This is a genomic window from Burkholderia sp. HI2761 (genome assembly GCF_002223355.1).
In the GTDB taxonomy this organism is placed as follows: domain Bacteria; phylum Pseudomonadota; class Gammaproteobacteria; order Burkholderiales; family Burkholderiaceae; genus Burkholderia.
Genome location: NZ_NKFN01000001.1, coordinates 432,107 through 452,569, shown reverse-complemented (window position 1 = coordinate 452,569; position 20,463 = coordinate 432,107). Strand labels below are relative to the sequence as shown.

General features: G+C 66.6%; 22 protein-coding genes and 1 tRNA gene. 6 read left to right on the top strand and 17 right to left on the bottom strand.

Annotated features, from left to right (window positions below; translation table 11 throughout):
* Window positions 1-146 precede the first annotated feature (146 nt).
* Window positions 147-791, top strand: a complete 645-nt coding sequence (gene maiA / locus CFB46_RS02140; RefSeq protein ID WP_027785475.1) for a maleylacetoacetate isomerase — start codon at window positions 147-149, stop codon at window positions 789-791.
* 93 nt (window positions 792-884) lie between these two features.
* Here the strand turns inward: maiA and ftsY are convergent, their stop codons facing one another.
* Window positions 885-2,045 carry a signal recognition particle-docking protein FtsY gene (gene ftsY / locus CFB46_RS02135; RefSeq protein ID WP_027785474.1) on the bottom strand — a complete coding sequence of 387 codons (1,161 nt, stop codon included), beginning with the start codon at window positions 2,043-2,045 and terminating at the stop codon, window positions 885-887.
* 216 nt (window positions 2,046-2,261) lie between these two features.
* Here ftsY and rsmD point away from each other — a divergent pair, with 216 nt between their 5' ends.
* From rsmD to CFB46_RS02120, 3 genes are all read left to right on the top strand, one after another.
* Window positions 2,262-2,876, top strand: coding sequence for a 16S rRNA (guanine(966)-N(2))-methyltransferase RsmD (gene rsmD / locus CFB46_RS02130; protein ID WP_027785473.1), 615 nt, complete (start codon window positions 2,262-2,264; stop codon window positions 2,874-2,876).
* Window positions 2,877-2,987: 111 nt separating this feature from the next.
* Window positions 2,988-3,485: a pantetheine-phosphate adenylyltransferase gene (coaD, locus tag CFB46_RS02125; RefSeq protein WP_027785472.1), complete on the top strand. Its 498-nt coding sequence runs from the start codon at window positions 2,988-2,990 to the stop codon at window positions 3,483-3,485.
* Between the two features lie 59 nt (window positions 3,486-3,544).
* Complete coding sequence (locus tag CFB46_RS02120) at window positions 3,545-3,811, top strand: YfhL family 4Fe-4S dicluster ferredoxin (RefSeq protein WP_027785471.1); 267 nt, start codon at window positions 3,545-3,547, stop codon at window positions 3,809-3,811.
* Between the two features lie 81 nt (window positions 3,812-3,892).
* Here CFB46_RS02120 and hisC read toward each other — a convergent pair whose 3' ends face one another.
* From hisC to CFB46_RS02080, 8 genes are all read right to left on the bottom strand, one after another.
* Window positions 3,893-4,960: a histidinol-phosphate transaminase gene (gene hisC, locus CFB46_RS02115; RefSeq protein WP_027785470.1), complete on the bottom strand. Its 1,068-nt coding sequence runs from the start codon at window positions 4,958-4,960 to the stop codon at window positions 3,893-3,895.
* Window positions 4,961-5,075: 115 nt separating this feature from the next.
* Complete coding sequence (gene pth / locus CFB46_RS02110; protein WP_027785469.1) at window positions 5,076-5,675, bottom strand: aminoacyl-tRNA hydrolase; 600 nt, start codon at window positions 5,673-5,675, stop codon at window positions 5,076-5,078.
* A 120-nt stretch (window positions 5,676-5,795) separates the two neighbouring features.
* Complete coding sequence (locus CFB46_RS02105) at window positions 5,796-6,401, bottom strand: 50S ribosomal protein L25/general stress protein Ctc (RefSeq protein WP_027785468.1); 606 nt, start codon at window positions 6,399-6,401, stop codon at window positions 5,796-5,798.
* A 158-nt stretch (window positions 6,402-6,559) separates the two neighbouring features.
* Window positions 6,560-7,522, bottom strand: a complete 963-nt coding sequence (locus tag CFB46_RS02100; protein WP_027785467.1) for a ribose-phosphate pyrophosphokinase — start codon at window positions 7,520-7,522, stop codon at window positions 6,560-6,562.
* 44 nt (window positions 7,523-7,566) lie between these two features.
* Window positions 7,567-7,643: transfer RNA gene (locus tag CFB46_RS02095), tRNA-Gln, on the bottom strand.
* Between the two features lie 55 nt (window positions 7,644-7,698).
* Entirely contained in the window at window positions 7,699-8,580 is an 882-nt protein-coding gene (ispE, locus tag CFB46_RS02090) for a 4-(cytidine 5'-diphospho)-2-C-methyl-D-erythritol kinase (protein WP_027785466.1), read from the bottom strand.
* Window positions 8,581-8,606: 26 nt separating this feature from the next.
* On the bottom strand, window positions 8,607-9,227 hold the full coding sequence (gene lolB / locus CFB46_RS02085) for a lipoprotein insertase outer membrane protein LolB (RefSeq protein WP_027785465.1): 621 nt from the start codon (window positions 9,225-9,227) through the stop codon (window positions 8,607-8,609).
* Window positions 9,227-11,050, bottom strand: a complete 1,824-nt coding sequence (locus CFB46_RS02080; RefSeq protein WP_027785464.1) for a tetratricopeptide repeat protein — start codon at window positions 11,048-11,050, stop codon at window positions 9,227-9,229. The genes lolB and CFB46_RS02080 overlap by 1 nt, the downstream gene beginning before the upstream one ends.
* A 246-nt stretch (window positions 11,051-11,296) precedes the next feature.
* On the opposite strand from CFB46_RS02080, the gene mutM reads away from it, so the two are divergent.
* Together mutM and mutY are read left to right on the top strand one after the other, a co-directional pair.
* Window positions 11,297-12,124: a bifunctional DNA-formamidopyrimidine glycosylase/DNA-(apurinic or apyrimidinic site) lyase gene (mutM, locus tag CFB46_RS02075; RefSeq protein ID WP_089499162.1), complete on the top strand. Its 828-nt coding sequence runs from the start codon at window positions 11,297-11,299 to the stop codon at window positions 12,122-12,124.
* Between the two features lie 24 nt (window positions 12,125-12,148).
* Window positions 12,149-13,255 (top strand): A/G-specific adenine glycosylase, encoded by a 1,107-nt coding sequence (mutY, locus tag CFB46_RS02070; protein WP_027785462.1) that lies wholly within the window; start codon window positions 12,149-12,151, stop codon window positions 13,253-13,255.
* A gap of 103 nt (window positions 13,256-13,358) precedes the next feature.
* On the opposite strand, the gene CFB46_RS02065 is transcribed toward mutY, so the two are convergent.
* The 8 genes from CFB46_RS02065 to lptA all read right to left on the bottom strand — a co-directional run bounded on the left by CFB46_RS02065 (window position 13,359) and on the right by lptA (window position 20,444).
* Window positions 13,359-13,994, bottom strand: coding sequence for an LON peptidase substrate-binding domain-containing protein (locus tag CFB46_RS02065; protein ID WP_027785461.1), 636 nt, complete (start codon window positions 13,992-13,994; stop codon window positions 13,359-13,361).
* A 27-nt stretch (window positions 13,995-14,021) separates the two neighbouring features.
* Window positions 14,022-14,930, bottom strand: a complete 909-nt coding sequence (rapZ, locus tag CFB46_RS02060) for an RNase adapter RapZ (protein ID WP_027785460.1) — start codon at window positions 14,928-14,930, stop codon at window positions 14,022-14,024.
* Between the two features lie 74 nt (window positions 14,931-15,004).
* The gene (hprK, locus tag CFB46_RS02055) at window positions 15,005-15,973 is read right to left on the bottom strand and encodes an HPr(Ser) kinase/phosphatase (RefSeq protein WP_006483133.1); all 969 of its coding nucleotides are present in this window, start codon (window positions 15,971-15,973) and stop codon (window positions 15,005-15,007) included.
* Between the two features lie 129 nt (window positions 15,974-16,102).
* On the bottom strand, window positions 16,103-16,615 hold the full coding sequence (locus tag CFB46_RS02050; protein WP_027785459.1) for a PTS sugar transporter subunit IIA: 513 nt from the start codon (window positions 16,613-16,615) through the stop codon (window positions 16,103-16,105).
* Between the two features lie 195 nt (window positions 16,616-16,810).
* On the bottom strand, window positions 16,811-17,170 hold the full coding sequence (hpf, locus tag CFB46_RS02045; RefSeq protein ID WP_006477786.1) for a ribosome hibernation-promoting factor, HPF/YfiA family: 360 nt from the start codon (window positions 17,168-17,170) through the stop codon (window positions 16,811-16,813).
* A gap of 158 nt (window positions 17,171-17,328) precedes the next feature.
* Window positions 17,329-18,834 (bottom strand): RNA polymerase factor sigma-54, encoded by a 1,506-nt coding sequence (locus CFB46_RS02040; protein ID WP_027785458.1) that lies wholly within the window; start codon window positions 18,832-18,834, stop codon window positions 17,329-17,331.
* 171 nt (window positions 18,835-19,005) lie between these two features.
* A complete protein-coding gene (gene lptB / locus CFB46_RS02035) occupies window positions 19,006-19,782 on the bottom strand; it encodes an LPS export ABC transporter ATP-binding protein (RefSeq protein WP_027785457.1) in 777 nt (258 codons plus the stop codon).
* Complete coding sequence (gene lptA / locus CFB46_RS02030) at window positions 19,779-20,444, bottom strand: lipopolysaccharide transport periplasmic protein LptA (protein WP_012329239.1); 666 nt, start codon at window positions 20,442-20,444, stop codon at window positions 19,779-19,781. The genes lptB and lptA overlap by 4 nt, the downstream gene beginning before the upstream one ends.
* Window positions 20,445-20,463 lie beyond the last annotated feature (19 nt).

The window sequence follows — 20,463 nt, the reverse complement described above, 5'->3', positions numbered from 1 at the left end:
GCGGCGAGCGGTGAGGAATGCCCGAGTATCGCACGGGCGCGGCCGTGCATCGTGCCGCGCTACACTCTGGTTCCCGGCGACGCGCGCACCGGCTGCGCCGCGCCCGTGCCGCCCCGCCGGCCGAATACGACTACGAGAGACATCCCATGAAGCTCTACAGCTATTTCCGCAGTTCCGCGTCGTACCGCGTGCGGATTGCCCTGAACCTGAAGCAGTTGCCGTTCGACTACGCACCCGTGCACATGCTGCGCGACGGCGGCGAGCAACTGAAGGACGCATACCGCGCGCTGAATCCGGATGCGGTCGTGCCGACGCTGATCGACGGCGACGCGACGCTGCAGCAGTCGCTCGCGATCATCGAATATCTCGACGAAACCCATCCCGAGCCCGCGCTGCTGCCGAAGCAGCCGGTCGACCGGGCGTACGTGCGCGCGATTGCGCTGCAGATCGCATGCGAGATCCACCCGCTCAACAATCTGCGCGTGCTGAAGTACCTGAAGCACACGCTGCAGGTGCCCGAGGAGGCGAAGAACGCGTGGTACCGGCACTGGATCGAGGCGGGCTTCGAATCGCTCGAGACGCGTCTCGCGAACGATCCGCGCACCGGCAAGCTGTGCTTCGGCGACACGCCGACGCTCGCCGACGTGTGCCTCGTGCCGCAGGTGTTCAACGCGAACCGCTTCTCGATCGACACGACGCGTTTCCCGACGATCCAGCGCATCGTCGACCATGCAGCGACGATCGATGCGTTCAAGGCCGCCGAGCCGGGCGTGCAACCCGACGCGGAATGAGCGCGGCGCGCGGCGCGGCGGGCAGCGATCATGATCGGGCGCGCATGAAAAAGGGCGCTCGAAGGCGCCCCGTGCGACGTCAGCCGGCGGCGTTCAGCCGAGCAGCGCGTCCGCGAATTCCACCGCGCTGAACGGCTGCAGGTCCTCGACCTTCTCGCCGACGCCGATGAAGTAGACGGGCACCGGGCGTTGCCGCGCGATCGCGGCGAGAATCCCGCCCTTCGCGGTGCCGTCGAGCTTCGTGACGATCAGGCCGGTGAGGCCGAGCGCGTCGTCGAATGCCTTCACCTGCGTGAGCGCGTTCTGGCCGGTGTTCGCGTCGATCACCAGCAGCACTTCGTGCGGCGCGCCGTCGTGCGCCTTCGCGATCACGCGCTTCACCTTCTTCAGCTCTTCCATCAGATGGAGCTGCGTCGGCAGGCGGCCGGCCGTGTCGGCCATCATCACGTCGATCTTGCGCGCGCGCGCGGCGCTGACCGCGTCGAAGATCACCGCGGCCGGATCGCCGCTTTCCTGCTGCACGACCGTCACGTTGTTGCGCTCGCCCCAGATCGCCAGCTGTTCGCGCGCGGCCGCGCGGAACGTGTCGCCGGCGGCCAGCAGCACCGACTGGTCGAAGCTCTGCAGATGCTTCGCGAGCTTGCCGATGCTGGTCGTCTTGCCCGCGCCGTTCACGCCGGCGATCATCATCACGAGCGGCTGCGCGCGGCCGAGCATCAGCGATTTCTCGAGCGGCGTCAGCAGCTCGACGAGCAGGTCGTGCAACGCATCCTTCACCTGCTGCGGATCGGTCAGCCGGCCCGCGCGCACCTTCTCGCGCAGCGCGTCGAGCAGGTATTCGGTCGCGTCGACGCCCGCGTCGGACATCAGCAGCGCGGTTTCGAGCTCCTCGTACAGGTCCTCGTCGATCTTCGTGTTGACGAATACGCCGGTGATGTTCGAGCCCGTCTTCGCGAGCCCCGTTTTCAGGCGCGCGAGCCACGACTTCTTCGCGGAGGCGTCCTGCAGCGGCGGCGGGACGATCTCGACCGTCTCGACGACTTCGTCGCGGCCGTCGTTGGTCGGCGTGACCGTCATCACGACGGCCGGCGCGGCCGGTTGCGCGGGCGCCTGCGGCACGTCGGCCGCGGGCGGCGTCTCGAGCGCGGGCGCGTCGGCGTCGGACGCTTCGTCCGCTTGCTGCGCGTCGGCCGATTGCGATTCCGCCGGATCGGGCTCCTGCGTTTTCTTGAATCGTTTGAAGAAACTGAACATGGTCTGACGTCGGGAAGAGGGGTGGGCCGCCGCCGAGGGCGGGCGCCGGGCGGGCCGTTCTGCGTTCGCGCGGGCGCGGCGCACGGCGGCCGAAACCGTGCATTTTATCAGTGCGGCGTGGCGCACGCGTCAGTGCGCGTCGCCGCTGTGGTAACGTGCGCCTGTTTGGCGGCGCCCCCTTGCGCGCGCCCGGTCCCTCCGTTGTCGATATCCCGTATGTCCCGTTCTTCTTCCGGCCGCCCGGCGGCCCCCTCTGGCCGCGGCAAGCCGCACACGATCCGCATCATCGGCGGCGACTGGAAACGCACGCCGCTTGCAGTGCTCGATCTCGACGGCCTGCGCCCGACCCCCGATCGCGTACGCGAGACGCTGTTCAACTGGCTCGGCCAGGATCTCGAAGGATGGCGCTGCCTCGATCTGTTCGCGGGCACCGGCGCGCTCGGCTTCGAGGCCGCGTCGCGCGGCGCGGCGAGCGTCGTGATGGTCGAGCGCCATCCGCGCGCCGCGCAGCAGTTGCGTGCGATCAAGGACAAGCTCGGCGCCCGTTCGGTCGAGATCGCCGAAGCCGATGCGCTGCGGCTCGCGGCCGGGCTCACGCCGGGCGCGTTCGACGTCGTGTTCCTCGATCCGCCGTTCGACGACCTGGCCGCGCTCGAGCGCGCGATCTCGCTGTCGGCGCCGCTCGTCGCGGCAGGCGGCGCGCTGTACGTCGAAACGGGGGCGGAACTCGATCCGGCCGCGCACGACGCGCTCGCGGGCTGGCAGGTGGTGAAGCACGGCAAGGCCGGTGCGGTTCACTATCATTTGCTGCGGCGCGAAAATGATGAATAATGCGCGTTCCATACGAGGCGGCGCGCCGCAAAGGCGACGCATGCCCATCTCGGCAGCGGCGTGCGCATCGCGCGGCTGCCATCCCGTTTGCGTGATGACAGGAGGAGCGACATGGTAGTCGCCGTGTATCCCGGTACGTTCGATCCGCTGACGCGCGGGCACGAAGACCTCGTGCGGCGTGCGTCGAGCATTTTTGATACGCTGGTGGTGGGTGTTGCCGACAGTCGCGCGAAAAAGCCGTTTTTCTCGCTCGAAGAACGTCTGACGATTGCGAACGAAGTGCTCGGCCATTACCCGAACGTGAAGGTGATGAGTTTCACCGGCCTCCTGAAGGATTTCGTGCGCGTCAACAATGCGCGCGTGATCGTGCGCGGGTTGCGCGCCGTGTCCGATTTCGAATACGAGTTCCAGATGGCGGGGATGAACCGCTATCTGCTGCCCGACGTCGAGACGATGTTCATGACGCCGTCCGACCAGTACCAGTTCATCTCGGGAACGATCGTGCGCGAAATCGCGCAGTTGGGCGGCGATGTCAGCAAATTCGTGTTTCCGTCCGTCGAGAAGTGGCTGACCGAGAAAGTCGCCGCGATCGGAGGCCCTGCCGCGTGATGCGGCGCCGGCCGGTTTCGTTGCGAAGCCGGCCGCCGGCCTGAAGAAGTGAGATCAGTATGTCTTTGATGATTACCGACGAGTGCATCAATTGCGACGTGTGCGAGCCCGAGTGCCCGAACGGCGCGATTTCGATGGGCCCGGACATCTACGTGATCGACCCGAACAAGTGCACCGAATGCGTCGGCCATTTCGACGAACCGCAGTGCCAGCAGGTGTGTCCGGTCGAATGCATTCCGCGCGATCCGCAGCATGACGAATCGCACGCGCAATTGATGGAGAAGTATCACGCGTTGATCGCCGCGAAGGGCGACGACGCGTCGTGATCCTGAGTTGACGCACGCACGCTGACTGGCGAACGCGCGTCCTGCTTCAGATCGGCGCCGCCCGGCGCCGATTCTTTCGTGTCAGGCCAGCAGCTCGCGCAACGCCGCGACAAGCGCGTCGCATTCGGCATCGGTGCCGACGGTGATGCGCAGGTGCTGGTCGATCCGCGGCAGCCGGAAGTGCCGCACGAAAATTTCCCGTTCCTTCAGCTTCGCCGCGATCGTGCCCGCATCGTGCGCGGGGTGGCGCGCGAACACGAAATTCGCGGCCGACGGCACGATCTCGAAGCCGAGTGCGTCGAGCGCATGCGTGAGCCGGGCCCGGCTGTCGATCACGCGCCGGCAGGTGGCGTTGAAATGATCGGTGTCCTCGTATGCGGCCTGCGCGGCCACCTGCGCGAGCCGGTCGAGCGGATACGAGTTGAAGCTGTCCTTCACGCGGTTCAGCGCATCGATCAGTGCCGTATCGCCGAACGCGAAGCCGACGCGCATGCCCGCGAGCGAGCGCGCCTTCGACGTCGTATGCACGACGAGCAGGTTCGGATGACGGTCGATCAGCGTGATGGCCGACTGCGCGCCGAAATCGACGTACGCTTCGTCGATCACGACGACCGACGACGGATTCGCGGCCGCGATCCGCTCGACGTCCGCGAGCGGCAACGCGCGCCCGGTCGGCGCATTCGGGTTCGGAAACAGTACGCCGCCGGCGTCGTCGAGATAGTCGTCGACGCGGATCGAGAAATCGTCCGCGAGCGGCACGACCGTGGTCTCGACGCCGTACAGGCGCGCGTAGGTCGGATAGAAGCTGTACGTGATGTCGGGAAAGCGTAGCGGCCGGTCGTGCTTGAGCAGCGCCTGGAACGCGTGCGCGAGCACCTCGTCGGAGCCGTTGCCGACGAACACCTGCTCGGGCTTGATGCGGTGATGGGCCGCGACCGTCTCGCGCAGTGCGCGCGCGACCGGGTCCGGATAGCGGCGCAGCGTGTCGCCGGTGTCGCCGAGTTCGCGTGCGATCGCCGCGACGACGCGCGGCGACGGCGGATAGGGATTCTCGTTGGTGTTCAGCTTGACGGGGTGCGCGAGTGCAGGCTGTTCGCCCGGCACGTAAGGCACGAGTTGCTGAACGACGTCGCTCCAGTAACGGCTCACCGCTTGGCTCCTGTCGGGCAAAACGTCGAGATTACCGCATGTGTGCGTCGCGGTGGGGCGGGCGAGGCCGCTCGGTTGCGCCGAACGGCCGATGCACCAGGCCGGTGCGTCGGACTCAGTTGCGATGCAGCTGCATCGTCGCGCGATCGAGTTCGCCCTTGACGATCATCGGCATCACGGCGAGCGCGCGTTCGATCGATGCGTCGATCACGTCCTGTTCCTCGCGGCGCGGCGGCTTCAGCACGAAGTTCGCGACGTCGGGCTTCGCGCCAGCGCGCGCGCTTTCCGGAATCAGGTCGCGCGGATGGCCGATGCCGATCCGCAGCCGCCAGTACTGCTGCGACGACAGGTGCGCGGAGATGTCCTTCAGGCCGTTGTGGCCGCCGCTGCCGCCGCCGAGCTTCAGCTTCACGGTGCCGGGCGGCAGGTCGAGCTCGTCGTGCGCGACGAGGATCTGGTCGGGCAGGATCTTGAAGAATTGCGCGAGCGCGACGACCGACTGGCCGGAGCGGTTCATATAGGTTTGCGGCTCGAGCAGGTGGACTTCCTCGCCGTGCAGGCGTGCTTTCGCATAGAAGCCGTGGAAACGGCGTTCGTCGCGCAGCGTCGTGCCGGCTTCGCGGGCGAGCTGGTCGATCAGCCAGAAACCGGCGTTGTGGCGCGTCGCGGTGTATTCCGCCCCGGGATTGCCGAGGCCGACGATCAGTTTGATCATGACGTTTCGAAGGCGGCGGCTGCCGCCTGGGCGCAGAAAAAGAAAAACCCGCCGGGCAAGCCGCGGCGGGTTGCGTCGACCGTTTCGTGAAACGGATCGATGGAGCGTGCAGGCAGCCGCTCAGGCAGCCGGCGTTTCGCCTTCTGCTGCGTCCGACACGGCACCCGCCGGGACCGTCGCCGAGGCGACAACCGGGTTTTCCGCGTCGATGTGCGCGACCAGCGCGACGCCCTTCGGCAGCGCGATGTCCTTCGCGTGCAGCGACTGACCGGCTTCGATCTTCGACAGGTCGACTTCGAGGAACTCCGGCAGCGCGGCCGGCAGGCACTCGATTTCGATTTCCGTCGCGACGTGCGAAACGATCGCGCTCGACAGCTTCACGGCAGGGCTGACTTCAGCGTTCAGGAAGTGCAGCGGCACCTTCGTGTGCAGCTTCTTCTTCGCGTCGACGCGCTGGAAGTCCACGTGCAGCACCAGTTGCTTGAACGGGTGGTATTGCACGTCGCGCAGCAGAACCTGCTGCGACTGGCCGGCCACTTCGAGGTCGAGGATCGACGAGTGGAAGGCTTCCTTCTTCAGGGCGTGCCACAGGGCGTTGTGATCGAGTTCGATCTTTTGCGGGGCTGCTTCGCCACCGTAGACGATACCCGTGGTCTTACCCGAATTGCGCAGGCGGCGGCTCGCACCCGTACCTTGCTGTTGGCGCTCGAAAGCGACGACTTTCATGTGATTCTCCAATGGCTGCCCGCGACCAGGCAGTGAAACGGGGCCATCAAGCGGCCCCAGATGAAACGGCCGGGGTTTCGTCTATCCCGTCCGATTGTGCAAAAAGCGAAGCGTTGCCGCTTCGCTTTCCGCGCATACTTTGTTCCGTCGATTCGCGATCAGGATTCCGCGAACAGCGACATCACCGAATCGCCGCGGCGAATCCGCGAGAACGTCTCGGCCAGCAGGCTCGCGCTCGTCAGCGAGCGGATCTTCGAGCATCCCAGCGATTCGGCCGACAGCGGGATCGTATCGGTGACGACCAGCTCGTCGAGTTCCGATGCGGCGATGCGATCCCCGGCGCCGCCCGACAGCACCGGGTGCGTCGCGTAGGCGAACACCTGCTTCGCACCGCGGTCCTTCAGCACTTGCGCGGCCTTGCAGAGCGTGCCGGCCGTATCGACCATGTCGTCCATGATCACGCAGGTGCGGCCTTCGACTTCACCGATGATGTTCATCACTTCGGCGATGTTCGCCTTCGGACGACGCTTGTCGATGATCGCGAGATCGCAGTTGAGCTGCTTCGCGAGTGCCCGGGCACGCACCACGCCGCCGACGTCCGGCGACACGACGAGCAGATCCGAGTAGTTCTGCTTGCGCAGGTCGCCCAGCAGGATCGGCGTCGCGTAGATGTTGTCGACCGGGATGTCGAAGAAGCCTTGAATCTGGTCGGCGTGCAGATCCATCGTGATGATCCGCTCGACGCCGGCGATTTCCAGCATGTTCGCGATGACCTTCGCCGAGATCGCGACGCGCGCCGAACGCGGGCGGCGATCCTGACGTGCATAGCCGAAGTAGGGGATGGCAGCAGTGATCCGGCCGGCGGATGCGCGCTTGAGCGCATCGACCATGATCATCAGTTCCATCAGGTTGTCGTTCGTCGGTGCGCACGTGGATTGCAGGACGAAGACGTCCTTGCCGCGCACGTTTTCCTGGATCTCGACCTGGATCTCGCCGTCGGAGAAACGGCTGACCATCGCTTTGCCGAGGGGAATACCAAGGATATTGACGACTTCCTGGGCGAGCGCGGGATTCGCGTTGCCAGTAAAGACCATCAGGCCATCATGGCTGTGGCTGCTCATCGTGCACCTGCTTCAGGCTTGGGCGGGAAATGCGGGAAAATTTTTGGCAGGGGAGGAAGGACTCGAACCCTCGCATGCCGGAATCAAAATCCGGTGCCTTGACCAACTTGGCGACTCCCCTACACTTAACTGATAACTTCACCGAACTCGTGTAGGCCGTTCGGCAAAGTAAAACTTCATGACGCGAAAGCGAAGAGCGGATGCTCGTTCAGGCTTTCGGCAACTGCGCCATTCCAACTGGCGGGCAGTTTGGCTTTCGCCGCTTCTGCCTCGTGCTTGCTGTGAAACGCTGCAAACACGCTAGCTCCGGAGCCGGTCATCCTCGCGGGGGTCACATCATACAACCATTTGACCACCTGCGCAACTTCCGCGTACTTCTTTGTTACAACTTCCTGCATATCGTTCCGGCCGAAGCTGTCTGGCCATCCCGCATCGCTGGTTTGCCGTGCAAGAAAGTCAGCAATTGTGACGGGCTTCGTATTTCTTGTCAACAACTCATCTGAAAATATTTCAGCGGTCGGGACATGAACGCGTGGCGTCACAACCAGGAACCAGCGAGTCGGCAATTCTACCTCAGCTAATTCTTCTCCGATACCCTCTGCGAATGCATTTTTTCCAAAAATAAAAAACGGGACGTCGGCGCCGAGTTTGACCGCGAGCGACTGGAGTTCGGCGCGCGGCAAATCGAGTTGCCACAGGCGGTTCAGCGCGAGCAGCGTCGTCGCCGCGTCGGAGCTGCCGCCGCCGAGGCCGGCGCCCATCGGCAGGATCTTGTCGATCTCGATGTCGACGCCGTGCGCGGTGTCCGTATGCGTTTTCAGCAGGTTGGCCGCGCGCACGACGAGATCGCTTTCCTCGGGCACGCCGGGTACCTCGGTGGCGCGGGCGACGCGGCCGTCGTCGCGTAACGTGAAGTGCAGCGTGTCGCCCCAGTTCAGCAGCTGGAATACGCTCTGCAGATCGTGATAGCCGTTCGGACGGCGGCCGGTGATGTGCAGGAACAGGTTGAGTTTCGCGGGCGCCAGGCAGTTGCGCAGCGAGCGGGTCGAATCGGTCATGCGGGTATCGGGCTAGGCGCGCGTGCTCACTGATCGAGCACGAGCTTGATGTCGAGCGGCGGCGTCGCGCGCACGAGGTTGACGCGTTTGACGCCCGTGGCCGGGGCATCCGCGTAGGCAAGGTAGTCGATCGTCCAGCCGTCCTGACGGAGCTGCTTGAGGCGCGTGCCGTCGGCCGGGTCGCGCACGGTTTCCGCCGGCGTCGCGGGTGCGGCGGTCGGCAGCAGCCAGTAGCGCAGGCCCGCGAGCGGCAGCTCGAAGCCGAGCGCTTTCTGCATCAGGTCGCCGACGTCCGGCGCATATTGGGTCGGACGGTTCGGCAATTCGAGCGACGCCGCGCGCGGCGTCGATTTCACGACCGCAAGCGTCTGGCCGAGCGGGCTGCGCAGTTCGAGCGACACGTCGTCGCCGTGTTCCTGCCAGTCGAAGTTGCCGTACACGTTCTGCGGGTTGCCGAGACGATCGTCGTACCGCACCGCGAAGCGGCCATGGTACGCATGCATCGCCGCCGTCTGCAGTGCGGCGCCCGCCGGCGTGCCGGCCGACGGCGGCGTACTCGCGCAGCCGGCGAGCGCGAGCGCCGCGCCGGCCGCGGCCAGCGTGCGCCGCGCGCGGGAGGACAGGGAAAACATCGGGAACATCCGCATCAGAGGCCGTTGATCTGCAGGCGCTTCAGCGTCTGCACGAGCGTTTCGTTGTCGGGCTCGAGCTTCTGCGCGGCACGCAACGCGTTGCGCGCGTCGTCCTGCGCGCCGCTCTTCCACAGCACTTCGCCGAGATGCGCGCCGATTTCGGCGTTCGGCTGCAGTTCGTATGCGCGCTGCAGCACCTTCGTCGCGCCGGCCGTGTCGCCCATCCGGTACTTCACCCAGCCGAGGCTGTCCATGATGTACGCGTCGTTCGGCGCGAGCGCCATCGCCTTGTCGATCAGCTTGCTGGCCTCGGGCAGGCGCTGGTTGCGGTCGGCGAGCGAATAGCCGAGCGCGTTGTAGGCCTGCGGATTGTCGGGCTGCGTGCGGATCAGCTCGCGCAACTGCTTTTCCATCGTCGCATAGTGGCCCGTCTTTTCGGCCGCCATCGCGTAGTCGTAGCGCAGGTCGGGATCGTCCGGGAAGTCCTGGACGGCCTGCCCGAGCCGCGCCTCCGCTTCCGGATAGCGCTTCGCCGTGAACAGGATCGACGCATCGGTGCGCGCCACCACGGCCGCGTCGCGCGGATCCGTGATCGGCAGGTTGTCGAGCACCTTGCGCGCCTCGTCGGTCTTGCCCTGTTTCTGCAACAGTTGCGCGCGCGTGATCTGCGCGGGCAGGTAGTGCTGGCTCGTCTGGTCGACCTTGTCGAGCCATTGCGACGCCTGCGCGTCGTTGTTCTGGTCGATCGCGATCTGCGCGAGGTAGATGTAGCCCTGGCCGACGTCGAGGTTCGGCTGCTTGTCGCCGAGCTGTACGTACTGCTTCAGGTAGCCGGTCGCCTCGTCGAGTTTCTTCTGCTGGATCTTGATCAGCGCGAGCGCCATCAGCGGCGTCGGATCCTTCGAGTCGAGCTTGCGCATCGTCTCGAACTGCTTCTGCGCGTCGTCGAGGCGGTCGTCGGCGAGATAGAGCTGCGACAGCGCGAGCCGTGCGTCGCGCGACTTCGGATTCTGCTGAACATACTTCTCGAACGACGCGATGCCCGCGGCGCGTTCCGCCGGCCCCATCTGCGACAGCATCAGCGCCGCCGGCAGGTAATCGGGGCGAATCTGCAACGCCTGCTTCAGCGATTGCGCGGCGCCGTCCTTGTCGTCGACCGCGAGCTGCTGCCGCGCGATCGCGAGCTGCGCCTCGGGGCGATTCATGTCGTTCTTCAGCATGTCCTTCAGCACCGCGAGGCCGCCCACGCGGTCGGAGCCGCGCACGAGGAGCGCCTGCAGCGCGAGGATCGCCGGGCCGCGCGTGTCGCCGGTCGCGCGGGCCAGCTCGCGCGCGAGCATCGGCTGCGCGTCGGCCGGCTTGCCGGCGAGCACCAGCAGCGCGGCGTCGACCTGCGACGCCCGGTTCGAGTCGGGTGCGTACTGGCGCCACAGGTTCGCGGCGGACAGCGCGTCGGCCGGGCTCTGCGCGCCGAGCGCGATTTCGGTCGCGCGCTGCGCCATGCGCGGATCGCGCGTGTCGCGGGCAAGCGCAAGGTAGGTCTGGTAGGCCGGCGCCGGCTGGTTGCGCTGGAGCGCGACCTCGGCGGCGAGCACCTGGTAGACGATCTGGCTCGTCAGCGGCACGCCGGGGAGATTCTTCTGCTCGTCCGGCATCACGTGCTCGAACGCACCCTGCGGCTCCGCGTCGTCCGGTGCCGGATCCTGCGCGTGGGCCGGAAAGGCGGTGAGGGTCCAGGCGGCAAACAGCGCGGCACCGAGTGCACGGCGGACCGGGAAGGCGCGCGCGCCGCGCACGGCGGCGGGGCGCTTCTGAAGCAGCTTCGAGGGCAGGGTCATGGAAATCCGTTCGATGTTTCAACCGATTGTAACGCGCTCGCTACAATACACGCACGATCGTGATAGGTTCCGTTTACCTGTGGAATCCCCATGCGAATGCCCGAAATCGCCCGCCTCGCGTGCTGCCAGGCGGGCGATTTCGGGCATTCCCGTGTTTAATTCGGGGTCGGCGCGAGAACGGCCGTTCTCGTGGCGCCGCATGCGTATTCGCGATGTAAACAGACCGTAGCCTCAGACCCGCAAAACATGCCAGAGTTGCCAGAAGTCGAAGTCACGCGCCGGGGCATCGAGCCCTTTGTCGCGGGCCGCCGCGTCGAGCGTGTCGACGTCCGTACCGCGATGCTGCGCTGGCCCGTGCCGGCAGGGCTCGCCGAACAGTTGCGCGCGCGCGAGGTGCTCGCCGTCGAGCGCCGCGGCAAGTACCTGCTGTTCGAGGTCGATGCAGGCTGGTTCATCGTCCATCTCGGGATGACCGGCACGCTGCGCGTGCTGCCCGCGGCCGGCGTGCCGATCGCCGCGAAGCACGACCACATCGACTGGATCTTCGATGAATTCGTGCTGCGGTTCCGCGATCCGCGCCGCTTCGGCGCCGTGCTGTGGCATCCGCGCGAAGCAGGCGACGTGCATGCGCATCCGCTTCTCGCGAGCCTCGGCGTCGAGCCGTTCTCGCCGGCGTTCACCGGCGCGCTGCTGCATGCGCGTACGCGCGGCCGCACGGTGTCGGTCAAGCAGGCGCTGCTCGCGGGCGACATGGTCGTCGGCGTCGGCAACATCTACGCGTCGGAGAGCCTGTTTCGCGCCGGCATCCGGCCGACGACGGCCGCCGGCAAGGTTTCGCTGCCGCGCTACGAGCGGCTGGCCGATGCGGTACGCGCGACGCTCGCCGATGCGATCGAGCGCGGCGGCAGCACGTTGCGCGATTTCGTCGGCAGCAACGGCGAAAGCGGCTACTTCCAGCTCGACTGCTTCGTCTACGATCGCGCCGGCCAGCCGTGCCGCGTATGCGGCACATCGATCCGCCAGATCGTGCAGGGCCAGCGGTCGACCTATTTCTGCCCGACGTGCCAGCGTTGAAACCCTTTTCCTCGATCCCATCACTTGAAGCCGCCCCGCATCGCCCCCGCTCCGTTCCCCGTCACGCCGCTGCACCGCACGTTCGCCACGCGTCTCGTCGCGTGGCAGCGCGAGCATGGCCGCCATGACCTGCCATGGCAGAACACCCGCGATCCGTACCGGATCTGGCTGTCGGAAATCATGCTGCAGCAGACGCAGGTATCGACCGTCATTCCGTACTACACGCGTTTTCTCGACCGCTACCCCGATGTCGCCGCGCTCGCGGCTGCGCCCGGCGACGACGTGATGGCGCTGTGGGCGGGGCTCGGCTACTACTCGCGCGCGCGCAACCTGCACCGCTGCGCGCAGGTCGTCGTCGCCGAGCACGGCGGCGCGTTTCCGGCGACGCCCGACGCGCTGGCCGAACTGCCGGGCATCGGTCGTTCGACGGCCGCCGCGATCGCGTCGTTTGCGTACGGTGCGCGCGCGACGATCCTCGACGGCAACGTGAAGCGCGTGCTCGCGCGGGTGTTCGGCGTCGAGGGCTTTCCGGGCGAGAAGCGTGTCGAGAACGACATGTGGGCGCTCGCCGAATCGTTGCTGCCCGACGCCGCGAACCCGGCCGACGTGAGCGCGTACACGCAGGGGCTGATGGATCTGGGCGCGACGCTGTGCGTGCGCGGCAGACCCGACTGCGCGCGCTGCCCGTTCGCGGGCGACTGCGTCGCGCAATCGACCGGCCGTCAGCGCGAATTGCCGGCCGCGCGGCCGAAGAAGGCCGTGCCGACGCGCAAGACCTGGATGCTCGTGCTGCGCGACGGCGACGCCGTGCTGCTCGAGCGACGGCCGCCGACCGGCATCTGGGGCGGACTGTGGAGCCTGCCGCAAGCGGACGGCGAAGCCGCGCTCGCGGATCTCGCGCGCGGCTTCGGCGGCGGCGGCACGGTGCCGCTCGCGCCGTTCATGCATACGTTCACGCATTTCCGGCTCGAGATCGAGCCGCGGCTGAGCGATCTGGCGGACGGCGGCGGCCTGCCGTCGCCGGCGCGGGACGCGGATACCGCATGGGTGCCGCTGAGCCGGCTCGACGCGTACGGCGTGCCGGCGCCCGTGCGCAAGCTGCTCGATGCGCTGAGCGGGCCGCTGCTGTAACGAACGGGGAAGGGCGCGGCGCGGGCCGCGTTCGGGAAGGCGCCTGACCGCCGCGGCATTGCCCTCGCGCAGGCGGCCCGCCGGGCACGCGCGACCGGCGGCGTTACAGCCAGCCGTGCCGGTCGAGCACGTGGTGCACGGCGTCGATGCGCGCGCCGACGTCCGGAAACTCCATCAGCTTCTGCCGCGCGCGCAGGTCGAGCGGCAGCAGTTCCGAGAGGCGATTCGATACCCAGCTCGGATCGTCGAGGCGGAACGGTTCGACGAACGGCATTTTCTCCGGATCGGACTTCTTCAGCGCGTCGATGATGCGCTCGAGCACCTCGGCGCACGAGCCGAACTGCGCGAGCGCCTGTTCGCCTTCGAGCGGGATGTCGTCGGGCAGCGGTTCGGCGATGCCGACCAGCAGCCCGTTGCTTTCGACGCGATACGACAGCAGCTCGAAACGCTGCGTGCCGACCGCCTGCAGATACAGCATCCCGAATTCGCCGGTATCGCATTCGGTGATGCGCGCCATGCAGCCGATGGTTTCGGGCACCGACACCGCGCCGTCCTGCGCGACTTCGGGCCCGCTCTTGAGCAGGCACACGCCGAACGGCACGTCGTCGCGCAGGCACGCGCGGGACATGTCGAGATAGCGCGCCTCGAACACCTTGAGCGGGAGCAACCCTCCCGGAAACAGCACCGTGTGCAGCGGAAACAGCGGCAGGTCGATCAGGGTGGTCGATAGGGAGGACATGGCGCGCGGGCGTGGGGGCGGGTGTCGCTAGGGTCGGTCGACCTCGGAGACGAGCCGCGACGACGCGTCGACATCCACTGGCGCGTCACGATGCCGCACGATCACGTTCGCGTCGCGGGCGAGGCGCGCGGCGAGCGTTTCCGCGATGAATACCGAGCGATGCTGCCCGCCCGTACAGCCGATGGCGACGGTCAGGTAGCTGCGGTTGTCATCGCGGAAGTGCGGCAGCCATTTCATCAGGAACGCATGGATGTCGTCGATCATCTGATGGACGATCGGCAGTGCGTCGAGAAAGGCGATGACCGGCTGGTCGAGCCCGGTGAGCGGGCGCAACTGATGGTCGTAGTACGGATTCGGCAGCGCGCGCACGTCGAACATCAGGTCGGCGTCGAGCGGCACGCCGCGCTTGAAGCCGAACGATTCGAACATCACCATCAGGTCGTTGTTCTTCTGCTCGATGAAGCGCTTGACCCAGGTGCGCAGCGCGTTCGCGCGCAGCGTGCTGGTATCGATCTGGTGGCCGAATTCGGCGAGCGGCGCGACGAGTTCGCGCTCGCGCTCGATCGCTTCCTCGAGCGACGACAGCAGGCCGACGTCCGCATCGTGCGACCGCGAGCCGGACAACGGGTGGCGGCGGCGCGTTTCGGAGAAGCGCTGGATCAGCGCCTGGGTGCTCGCGTTGAGGAACAGCACGCGCACGTCGTGCTCGCGGGACAGATCGCGGATCAGGCCGGGCATTTCGTCGAGCGAGGCGCTCGAGCGTGCGTCGATCGCGACCGCGAGCCGGCGCTGGCCGTCCTGGGCGAGGTAGCGGGCGAGTTCGGGGAGCACGTGCGGCGGCAGGTTGTCGACGCAGTAATAGCCTGCGTCTTCGAGCGCATTCAGCGCGACGGACTTGCCTGAGCCGGAGATGCCGGTAATGAGGACGATGCGCATGGGAACAGAGAATCCTGACGTTTCATCATAGCACCGGCTCGACGCGTCGGCGTTGCGCGGCCGGCGCGTGCGGGTTACACCAGCTTGCCGGGGAACTGACTGTCGGGATCTTGCATCGCGAGTCGTTGCCGATCCATGAAATCGCGCAACGTGTCGATTCCGCGCAACTGCAGGATCGTGTTCCGGACGGCCGCCTCGACGAGCACCGCGAGGTTGCGGCCGGCCGCCACCTGGATCGTGACCTTGCTGATCGGCAAACCGAGCACGTCGACGGTCTGGCTTTCGAGCGGCAGGCGCTGGAATTCGCCGTCGGGACGCCGCACGAGCTGGACGATCAGCTTCAGCTTCATTTTCCGGCGCACCGCGGTTTCACCGAAGATCGTCTTGATGTCGAGCAGGCCGAGGCCGCGCACTTCGAGCAGGTTCTGCAGCAGCGGCGGGCAGCGCCCTTCGACGAAATCGGGGCCAAGACGGACGAAATCGACCGCGTCGTCGGCGACGAGGCCGTGTCCGCGGCTGATCAGCTCGAGGCCGAGTTCGCTCTTGCCGAGGCCCGAATCGCCGGTCAGCAGCACGCCCATCCCGAGGATGTCGAGGAACACGCCGTGCAGCGTCGCGCGCGGCGCGAGGATGCGCGACATGTAGAGCCGCAGGCTGTCGATCACCGCGGCGGCCGACATCGGCGTCGTGAACAGCGGCGTGGACGAGCGCGTGCAGCGCAGCACCAGTTCGGGCGGTGCCGCGGCGCCGCCGGCGACGACGAGGAACGGCGGCTCGAGCGCGATCAGCTCGGCCATGTGGCGCGAGCGGTCTTCGTCGGTCTGGCGCTGGTAGTAGTCGATTTCGGCTTCGCCGAGCACCTGGATCCGGTTCGGGTGGATCAGGTTCAGGTGGCCGACGAGGTCGGCGCTCGACGTTGCGTTGCCGACCGTGTCGGCCGAAAAGCCGCGTTCCCAGCCTTCATGCCCCGTCAGCCAGCTCAGTTTCAGCGTGGCTGCGTTGTCGTCGAAGATGCTCTGGGCGTTGATGCTGGACGTATCCATCACTCTCGTCACTCCAATGGGCCGGTGCGGGCGCGCGGCGACGGACGTCGCCATGCCGGGCCGGCGCCGAGCGGCCCTGGACGGCGGCGTGTGCCGCCTAGTACGGGGAAATATTCCGCCCGGAACAACTCAAGGTTGCCACTGAGTGAGCAGGCGATGCAACTCGGCGATATCCGTTTCGTTGTGCAGACGCTCGCGGGCGTCGCGATCGGACAGCAGTTGCGCGATTTCCGACAGGATCTCGAGGTGCTGCTGGGTGGCTTGCTCCGGGACGAGCAGGAAGATCAGGAGGCCGACCGGCTGGCCGTCGGGCGCTTCGAACGGGATCGCCTCGGAGAGGCGGACGAACGCGGCGAGCGGGTGCTTGAGGCCCTTGATGCGGCCGTGCGGAATCGCGACACCTTCGCCGAGCCCGGTCGAACCGAGGCGCTCGCGCGCGAACAGGTTGTCCGTGACGGTGCTGCGGCCGATGCCATTCTGATTCTCGAACATCAGCCCGGCTTGTTCGAAGACGCGTTTCTTGCTGGTGACCGAGAGGTCGATGACGACGTTCTCTATGGGCAGGATTTTGGCTAGGCGATTCATGTTGGCAGGCGATTGGGCGGCCTGGGGTCTCCTTGCGGCGGCGGACTGATTTTCCATGTTCGGCGATATCACGGCATGTGGCATGGCAACCTGCAACGCAGCTACCGCAATCCAACACCCCCCGGCGATAACCGGAACATTATAGAGCACAGCCGCGTGCGTGGCGCGGCACGGACGGACCGGCCGCACCTTCGCGCGGAGTGGCAAAAAAAACGCCCGGCGAACCGGGCGGCGTGCGTGTCGCAGTGACGGTTATTGCGGCGGCAGTTCGATCTGGTCGATCGACGGCTGCAGCTTGATCGGGTCGTGCGCGTGCGTTTGCAGGCGCTCCATGTGCTTGACGACCTGGCGATCCAGCTTGTCGATCAGCAGATCGATCGCGGCGTACAGGTTGCCGTTCGCGCTTTCGACGAAGATGTCCTTGCCCTTCAGGTGCAGGTTGATTTCCGCGCGCTGCTGCTTGTCCTTTTCCTTGTGGTTGTCGACCGAGAGGATCACAGTGCCATCGATCACCTGATCGCTATGCCGTAGCACCCGGTCCAGCTTGGTGATCACGTATTCGCGAATTGCAGGCGTGACTTCGAGATGATGTCCACTGATCTTCAGGTTCATAGTGCTTCTCCAAGCGAGTGACCACCCGGCCGCATCGAGGCGGCGCTCCGGCCGACTTGCCCGTGCCGCACGAGGCGGCGTATCGCGGACAGGTCGCCCGGCCTGTTCCCCGTGTGCGCGGTGGCCGGAACACGCCTGCCGCCGGGCAGGCAGCAGGCTTAAAGAGACTTGCGCAGATTCACTGCCGGGATCTTGAGGGCTTCGCGATATTTGGCAACCGTGCGGCGCGCGACCACGAAACCCTGTTCTGCCAGCAGCTCGGCAATGCGGCTGTCCGAAAGTGGCGATTTTGGGTCTTCAGCTCCTATCAGTTGCTTGATGAGGGCTCGGATGGCGGTCGACGAAGCGGCGCCACCGGTGTCGGTCGAAACGTGAGATCCGAAGAAGTACTTAAATTCCAGCGTCCCGAACGGGGTCAGCATGTACTTCCCGGTTGTCACACGGCTGACAGTCGACTCGTGTAGGCCCAGCGTATCAGCTATTTCCCGCAAAACCAAGGGGCGCATGGCAATTTCACCGTGCGCAAAGAAATTCTTCTGACGCTCGACAATAGCCTGCGCGACACGCAGGATCGTCTCGAAACGCTGCTGGATATTCTTGATCAACCAGCGTGCTTCCTGAAGCTGCTGCTTCAGCGATCCGGCCGCCGGATCGCCGCGGCTGTTGCGCAGGATGTTCGCGTACAGGTTGTTGATCCGCAGGCGCGGCATGACCTCCGGGTTGAGCTCCGCGAGCCATCCCTGGCCGGCCTTCTTCACGATGATGTCGGGCACGACGTAGTCGGCCTCGGCCTTGCCGTATGCGGCGCCGGGAAACGGCTCGAGCGAGCGGATCAGCGCGTGCGCGTCGCGCAGCGCGTCGTCGCTCGCCTTCAGGTGCTTGCGCAACCGTGTGAAGTCGCGCGCGGCGAGCAGTTCGAGATGCTGCGACACGATCTCGAGCGCGAGCGTGCGCGTCGGGGACGGATCGAGCCGCAGCAACTGCAGCTTCAGGCATTCGGAAGCCGAGCGCGCGCCGACGCCGGCCGGGTCGAAGCTGTGCAGCAACGCGAGCGCCGCGTTCAGTTCGTCGCAGTCGATGTCCAGTTCGGGCGGCAGGTCGGCGAGTACTTCGTCGAGCGTGGCGGTCAGGTAGCCGTCGTCGTCGAGCGATTCGATCAGGAACATCACGAGCGCGCGATCGCGCGGGCCGGCCTGCGTGACGCGCAACTGCGCGGACAGGTGCTCGCGCAGCGACGTCGCGGCTTCCTGCACCTGCAGCGGCGGCAGGTCGTCGTCGTCGGACGCGCCGCTCGAGCGGCCGTAGTCGTCCAGGTTCCACTGCGGGCCGTCGTTGCCGTCGCCCGACCCGTAACCGTCGTATTCGTCGGCGCCGGCCGGCTCGTCGCGCTCCGCGCGATCGCTGGACGTGCCGCTGCCGTTCGTCGCGGCGGGCTCGGTGTTTTGTGCGGGCGGCGTCTGCGCGATCAGCGATCCGTCCGACGCGACGCGCAACGGGCTCGCGATCCATTCGTCGTCGCTCTCGAGCAGCGGGTTCTGCGCGACGGCCATCGCGACTTCCTGCTGCAACTCGAGCGTCGACAACTGCAGGAGCCGGATCGACTGCTGCAGCTGCGGCGTCAGCGCCAGATGTTGCGACAGGCGGAGTTGAAGGCTGGCTTTCATGGCAAGGAGGGAGTCATACCGGCAGTTTGCCACGACCCAGGCGCATTGAGCCATCCGCGATTACGCGCGGCGCGCCGCCTGGCCGCGGGCATGGCCGCGGGCGTGGATGCAAGCGGGGCGCGGCCCCGCGCGGCGATGCCGGGCGGGGTGCAGCCAGCCACGAGGAGGGAGTTACATGCGGAAGTGTTCGCCGAGGTACACGCGGCGCACGCTTTCGTTTTCGATGATTTCGCTCGGCGCGCCGGCGGCCAGCACCGAACCGTCGCTGATGATGTACGCGTGGTCGCAGATACCGAGCGTTTCGCGGACGTTGTGGTCCGTGATCAGCACGCCGATGTTGCGTTGCTTCAGGAACTTGACGATCTTCTGGATCTCGAGCACCGCGATCGGGTCGACGCCGGCGAACGGTTCGTCGAGCAGGATGAAGCTCGGGTTGGTCGCGAGCGCGCGCGCGATTTCGACGCGGCGCCGTTCGCCGCCCGACAGCGACAGCGCGGGGTTCTCGCGCAGGTGACCGATCTGCAGTTCGTCGAGCAGCGCTTCGGTGCGCAACGAGATCGCGTCCTTCGACAGCCGCTTGCCGTCTTCGCCGTACTGCAGCTCGAGCACCGCGCGGATGTTCTCCTCGACGGTCAGCTTGCGGAACACGGACGCTTCCTGCGGCAGGTACGACAGGCCGAGCGACGCGCGCTTGTGGATCGGCAGCAGGCTGATCGAGCTGCCGTTCAGCGAGATTTCGCCCGCGTCCGTCGGCACCAGACCGACGATCATGTAGAACGACGTGGTCTTGCCGGCGCCGTTCGGGCCGAGCAGGCCGACGACTTCGCCGCTCTTCACGTCGAGCGACACGTCCTTGACGACCGTGCGCGAGCCGTAGCGCTTCTTCAGGTTGCGGACGACGAGCGAGCTCGTGGTGCCGGCCGGCTGGCGGTTCGGGAGCGCGTTCATTGGCCGGGCGCTCCCTGGATCGTGGTGGACGGCGACAGCTTGGCCGGCGCCCCGTTCAGCGGCGCGGGGCCGCCGTTCTTCGGCGACAGCATCGCGCGCACGCGGCCGTTCGGGTTGCCCGGCGCGGCGACGTCCTTGCCGCCCTTCGCGGTGTAGAAGTCGCGCTGGCCGTCGTACGTGATCACGCTGCCGTGCACGGTATCGGCGATCGTCGACGTGCCCTGCAGGCGGCGCACGGTCGCGGCGGTGGTCAGCGTGGTCAGGTCCTGCTTGCCGTCGTAGTCGATCCGCTCGGCGTCGCCGTCGATGTATTCGTCGAGGCCTTCGCGCTTCTGGCGGAACGTCGCGTGCTTCTTGCCGCTGCCGAACGACGTCGCGTACTGGTAGCCTTCCGGGTCCTGGCGCACTTCGACACGATCGCCCTTGATGATGATCGTGCCCTTCGTGATCACGACGTTGCCGGTCGCGACCGTGACCTGCTTCAGATCGTCATAGGTCAGGTTGTCTGCCTCGACGTTGATCGGCTTGTTCTGGTCGGCCTTCTCGGCATGGGCGAGCGGCGCCAGCCCGACCAGCGGGAGCGCCACGAGCGTCGCGGCGAGCGCGGCGCGGACGGCGCGCGCAGCGCCGCCGGAAATCTGTCGAGGGAACGGTTCGTTCATGCAGTCACGTGAGGGATGC